General features: G+C 66.6%; 6 protein-coding genes. 1 reads left to right on the top strand and 5 read right to left on the bottom strand.

Annotation, left to right across the window (positions count from 1 at the left end):
* The 5 genes from DBR12_RS23480 to DBR12_RS15250 form a co-directional block, all read right to left on the bottom strand.
* Positions 1-1,064 (bottom strand): ATP-binding cassette domain-containing protein (locus tag DBR12_RS23480; protein ID WP_304529317.1); only part of this gene is annotated, 1,064 nt, incomplete at its 3' end.
* Between the two features lie 38 nt (positions 1,065-1,102).
* Positions 1,103-1,933 (bottom strand): ABC transporter permease, encoded by an 831-nt coding sequence (locus tag DBR12_RS15265; RefSeq protein WP_199226699.1) that lies wholly within the window; start codon positions 1,931-1,933, stop codon positions 1,103-1,105.
* Positions 1,930-2,886, bottom strand: a complete 957-nt coding sequence (locus DBR12_RS15260; RefSeq protein WP_108618042.1) for an ABC transporter permease — start codon at positions 2,884-2,886, stop codon at positions 1,930-1,932. Before DBR12_RS15260 ends, DBR12_RS15265 begins: the two co-directional genes overlap by 4 nt.
* 32 nt (positions 2,887-2,918) lie before the next feature.
* Positions 2,919-4,502, bottom strand: a complete 1,584-nt coding sequence (locus DBR12_RS15255) for an ABC transporter substrate-binding protein (RefSeq protein WP_108618041.1) — start codon at positions 4,500-4,502, stop codon at positions 2,919-2,921.
* A 36-nt stretch (positions 4,503-4,538) separates the two neighbouring features.
* On the bottom strand, positions 4,539-5,699 hold the full coding sequence (locus tag DBR12_RS15250) for a C45 family peptidase (RefSeq protein WP_108618040.1): 1,161 nt from the start codon (positions 5,697-5,699) through the stop codon (positions 4,539-4,541).
* A gap of 81 nt (positions 5,700-5,780) precedes the next feature.
* On the opposite strand from DBR12_RS15250, the gene DBR12_RS15245 reads away from it, so the two are divergent.
* Positions 5,781-5,927 (top strand): GntR family transcriptional regulator (locus tag DBR12_RS15245; RefSeq protein ID WP_146185550.1); only part of this gene is annotated, 147 nt, incomplete at its 3' end.

Raw genomic sequence — 5,927 nt, 5'->3', positions numbered from 1 at the left:
GCCTGCCCCAGCGGCGTGCCACGAAAGCACACATCGCCGCCCGCCACGGGCAACAGGCCGATCATGGCTCGGCCCAGCGTAGTCTTGCCCGAGCCCGAACCGCCCACCACTGCCACCACCTCACCAGGCTGAATGGCCAGCGACACCCCGCGCACCGCGAACTTGGGCGCAGCCTTGGACAGCCAACCCTGGCGCGCCCCGGGGAAACTCACGTGCACGTCCTTCGCCTCGATCAGCGGAGCCTGCACAGGCCGTGCCGGGCGCTGGGCGCTGCGCTGGGGCAGTGCGTCGATGAGGCTTCTGGTATAGGCTTGGCACGGCGCAGTGAGCACACTGCGCACCGGGCCTGCCTCGACGAGGCGGCCTTTTTCGAGCACCACCACCGATTGCGCGTAGCGCGCCACCAGTCCCAGGTCGTGCGTGATGAGCAGCACCGCCGTGCCCTCGGTGCGCGTGAGCTCGGCCATGATCTCCATCACCTCGCGCTGACTCAGCGAATCGAGCGCAGTGGTGGGCTCGTCGGCGATCAGCAAGCGCGGCTTGAGCAGCATGACCGAAGCCAGCATGATGCGCTGGCGCATGCCCCCCGAAAACTGGTGTGGGTAGGCGGCCAAGCAACGCTCGGGGTCGGTGATCTGTACTCGGCGCAGCATGGCGATGGCACGCTCGCGCGCCTGAGCCACGCTCAGCCGCTCATGCAAGCGCAGGCCTTCGAAGAGCTGCTCGGCAATGGTCATCGCGGGGTTGAGTGAGACCATGGGCTCCTGGAACACCATGCCCACATCGCAGCCGCGCAGCGCACGCAGGGCGTTCGCCGACAGGGCCCCCACGTCACGCCCCTGCAGCAGCACACTGCCGCTGCTCTGGCGCACCTGTGGCGGCAGCAGGCCGAGCACTGCGCGCCCGGCCATGGTCTTGCCGCTGCCCGATTCGCCCACCAGGGCCACCACGCCGCTGGCGGGCACGTCGAAGGAGACGGCGTCCAGCAGCGGACGGGCGTGCGGGCCATGCACCGTGAGCTCACGCACGGACAGCAGCGGCAACGGGTTCTTCTCGTTCGTCATGTAGGTTCTTTCCGCCAAGGGGTAGGACAATGGCCGCATCAGTGGTGCTCCATGCGCGGATCAAGCCAATCGCGCAGCGCATCACCCAGCAGATTCACGCCGAGCAGGGTGAGCGCGATGCAGGCGCCAGGCGCAATGCCCAGCCAGGCGGCGGTCTCGATGTAGGGCCGACCCGAGGCCAGCATGTTGCCCCAGGTGGGCGCGGGCGGCGGCACGCCCAGGCCCAGAAAGCTCAGCGCGCTCTCGGCCAGGATGACCCAGCCGAACATGGATGTGGCCAGCACCACCAGGGGCGCCACGCAGTTGGGAAGGATATGCGCGAACACCGTACGCAGGCCGGAGTTGCCGATGACCTCGGAGGCCTCGATGTACTCCTTCTCGCGCAGCGAGAGCACCGAGCCGCGAACCACGCGCACCGCCGTGGGCGCATAGGCCAGGCCCAGCGCGACGATGATGCCCCACTGGTTGGCGCCTACGATGACCATCACCCCCAGGGCCAGCAGGATGCCGGGAAAGGCCAGCATGGCATCGTTGAACACCATCAGCACTCGGTCCAGCCAGCCCCGGAAGTAGCCAGCGACGAGGCCAATTACCACGCCCAGCGCCAGGGCCAGCGCCACGGTGAGAGCGGCCACGACCAGACTGGTGCCGGCCCCGGCCATCAGGCGCGAGAGGATGTCGCGCCCGAACTCGTCGGTGCCCAGCAGGTAGGTGCCCGAGGGCGGCTGCAGCCGCTGGCGCAGTGCTACGCCCATGGGGTTGTACGGCGTCCAGAACACCGACAGCAAGGCCATTGCGCCCACCAGGGACACAAGCACGCCGCCGACCAGGGCATTCGTGCGCAGACGTTGAAGAAAGCGCTTCATCATGACGCGGACACCCGGGGGTCGAACAGGGGATAGCACAGGTCCACCACGAGATTGACAAGTACGTAGATGGCGGCCGTGAACAGCAGGCAGCCCTGCACCACGGGGTAGTCGCGCGCAAAGATCGCATCCACCAGCAGGCGGCCCAGGCCGGGCAGCGTGAACACCGTCTCCAGCACCGCGATGCCCCCCAGCAGGTTGCCCAGCACCAGGCCGATCATGGTCCAGGTGGGAGCGAAGGCGTTGGGCAGCACATGGCGCAACAGAACCCGCCGCTCCGACAAGCCCTTGGCCCGCGCGTGCGTCACATATTCCAGGCGCAGCACCTCCACGGCGCTGGCGCGCGCCATGCGGGTGAGGATGCCGAGCTCGATCAGCGCCAGCGTGATGGTCGGCAGGATCAGGAAGGTCAGCGCCGAGCGCCAGTCCTCGCTGAAGGGCACGTAGCCCACCACCGGCACCAGGCCGAGCTTGAGACCCACGAAGAGCAGCAACAGCAGGCCCAGCCAGAAGCTCGGGATGGACAGAAAGAAGGTGGCTGCTGCCACCACCATGGTGTCGAGCACACTGTTCTGCTTCCAGGCGGCCACGAGGCCGGCGGGCACGGCCAGCAGGGTGGCCAGGGCCACGGCCACGAGCACGATGGCGGCACTCACCTGGAAGCGTTCGAGCAGCAGCGGCAGCACGGCCTCGCCACTGGTGATGGACTGGCCTAGGTCACCCTGCAGCACCCGGCCGAGCCAGAGCGCGAACTGCACGGGGATGGGCCGGTCGAGCCCGAACTGCGCATGCAGGTCGGCCAGTTGCTCGGGCGTGGCGCTGTCGCCCAGGATGAGCAGGGCCGGGTCGCCCGGCACCAGGCGCATGAGCACGAAGACCATCAGGCTCACGATGAACAGGGTGGGCAGCGTCCATAGCAGGCGCCGACCGACGTAAAGCGGAAAGGAGGAACCCATGGTGTGTGTACCAGGTCAGCAGGCCATCGGCTTCACGGGGCGCGCAGCGACACGCCCCAGGCACGCGGCGTGCCCAGTGCCCAACCCTTGTAGCCCTTGGCGTATGAGCGGGCGGCACTGGTGTTCACGGCCGAATACATGAAGATCGCGGGCACGTCCTCGCGCATGCGGGCTTCGAGCTTGTCGAATAGGGCCTGGCGCTGGGCAGCGTCGCTGGTCTCCATGCTCTTGGCCAGCAGCTCGTGGGCCAGGGGTTCGTCCCACACCTTGCGCGGCTGCTTGTCCTTTTGCCCAGTGACCATCTCGTACGAAAGCGCCGGGTCGAGCCGGGCCGAGAAGGTGAAGGCCATGGCCTGATAGTTGCCCTTGTTGTAGCGGTCGAGCAGCGTGGCCCAATCGAGCACTTCCACCTCGGTCTTGATCCCAGCCTCCTGCACCATGGCCTGGGTCAGCACGGCGATGTTGAACACACTGTTGTAGCGCTTGGTGGCCAGGATCTTGATGGGCTCGCCCTTGTAGCCGGCCTCGGCCAGCAGCTTCTTGGCCAGCGCCAGGTTGCGCGGTGGCACCGCAGCCTGCGGCTTCTTGTAGAAGGCACTGGGCGTGGGCACCACCGAGCGGCTGGGCGGGGCGTTGCCCGAAGTGACGGCCGCGACCAGCTCGGGCATGTCCAGCGCGAGCGCGATGGCACGGCGGATGCGCGCGTCCTTGAGCAGCGGGTCGCGCGTCTGGAACAGCAGGCCCTGCACGTTCATGGTGGCCTGGGTCTCCATCAGCACGTCCTTGCGCCCCTTGTACTCGGCCATGTCCTCATCGTTGATGTCGTAGTTCAGGTCGATGCCGCCCGAGAACAGCGCCGCCTTGGCAGCCGACGCATCAGGGATGATGATGAAGCGCACCTTGGGCGTCTCGGCGATCTTGGCGCCGGTGTTGCCGTCGCGCGGGCCGGGCAGCGCCGCGTAGCCGTCGTTGCGCAACAGTTCGATGTACTGGCCGCGTTTCCACTCACCGAGCTTGTAGGGCCCGGTGGCCACGGGCTCACGCCACTTGCCGTCGGCCTCAAGAGAACTGCGGTGGTAGATGCCGGCGCCGCCGCAGTCCACACGCGCCAGCGTCGCCAGGAACAGGGCCGAGGGCTTGTCCAGCGTGTAGACCACGGTGGCGGCATCGGGCGCATCCACCTTGACCACCTTCGTCAGGCCGCGTCCGTCGAACTCCGCCAGACAGCGCCAGTTGTTGGCCGGGGTCATGTAGCGGTTCCAAGCGAAGAGCACGTCATCGGCCGTGAGCGGTGCGCCGTTGTGGAACTTCACGCCCTGGCGCAGCCTGAAGGTGTAGGTCTTGCCGTCGGCCGAGGTGCTGACCGACTGGGCCAGCAGCGGCGCTACCGAGGCGTCCTCGCGGTAGGCAACCAGGCCTTCGAGCACGTGCATCATCACCGCGTCAGTGTTGTTATCGCGGTTAATGCCGGGGTCGGTGGAGCGAATGTCGGCATTCAAACGGATGCGCAGGGTATCGGCCTGCGGCTGGGCCTGGACCTGAGCCAGGCAAACCGTGCAGAAGCCGGCGAGCATGGCCAGGCCTTTGGACAGCCAGCGCGAGGGAGCAGTAGTCATCTCGGAGTCCTTTCTTCGTGGGGCAAGCGGGCGCACTCAGGCCAGCGCCAGGTGGCGTTCCAGGTCCAGGCTGTAGGCCTCAAAGCTACGGCCCAGGGCGGGCAGCATGGCGACTTCCATCTCACCCAGGGCCGGCTCCATCACCACCATGGCCACCGTGGCCGACAGGTTGCTGCTGGAGTTGGGGCGCGGCGGGCGACAGACCGACCACGGTGACTGGAAATCGTCGAACAGCGCGTTCTTGATGTGCTCACGGGTAAGCGCACCGATGTGCGGCTCCACCAGAGCGCGCACGCGCAGGTCACGGTACAGCGAATCCGGCGTATTGACGATGCCCATGTCCTTGATCTTGGAGAGCGCGATGGGGCTCTGGAAGTGGTTGGCATGCACGATGACGCCGCGCTCGGGGTGGATCTGGAAGGTTTCGTCCGGCGCGCACTCGAAGTCAATAGCCACGCCCGTGGCGTGCGAGACCATCACGTTGTTGGACGCCGACTTGGGCGTGCAGTACACGATGCGCATGGCCAGGGCCAGTTGCGCCTGCTCCAGCGCCTTGCGTCGCAGCAGGGCCAGTGGCACGCCAAGCTGGCGGTAGTCGCGGTCGGACTCCAGGTAGTTGGCGGTGATGGAGATGCCTGCAGAATTCATGCCCGAGCGCGCCATGCCACCCGCCTCGGTGAAGGTCAGAATGTCCGGGCCATCGTCGCGCAACACGCGCAGCACCACAGCGGTCTCGGCGCATTCGGCCTTCCAGTCCCAGTTCTGCGCGTGGATCACGCGACCCAAGGCAGTGGCTTCAGGCATGGCGACCACGCCGGTGCAGCCGTCGGGGTCAATCTGCGCTGGCTGGCCCTTGCGGCGCCGGTCGGCGAGCTTGAGGATCTCGGTGCGCGCATTGAGCATCACGATGGCTTCATAAGAAACACCTGCCCCCTCGGCGATGCCGCGCATCTCGTCGAGGTAGGCAGCATCGAAGGCTTCGATGGTGGGCTCGAAGGTCTTCACCAACGTGCCGATCTCGGGCCAGCCGAGTTGGCTGCCTTCGAGCTGGGTGGAGTAATGTGCGATGCCGCGCAGGATGCGCGCCTTGGCCTGTTCGCCATACTGGCGGCCCCGCTCGCGCGGCGTACCGCTGACCTCGATCAACGGGCAGGAAGGAATGGGCTGGTCGGAGCCCCAAGGGAAAGTCTGGTCCATGGCAATGAGTAGAGTGAGCGATCATTGATCGATGTATTGAATTGTATTTTGTAGAATAAAAAACATCAACCGTTTCTAGCTATGGTTTCTACCCCCCTGCATCTGGACCTGGCCGACCGCATCAGCCGCCTCATTCACGAGGACGGCCTGGCGGCCGGTGCGCGGCTCAATGAGAACCAGCTCGCCGAACGCTTGGGTGTCTCGCGCACGCCGGTGCGCGCCGCACTC

The sequence above is a fragment of the Acidovorax sp. HMWF029 genome, from assembly GCF_003060895.1.
Lineage (GTDB): Bacteria > Pseudomonadota > Gammaproteobacteria > Burkholderiales > Burkholderiaceae_C > Acidovorax.
Note: the sequence above shows the minus strand (reverse complement) of the source record. Positions and strands in the feature narration are given on the sequence as shown.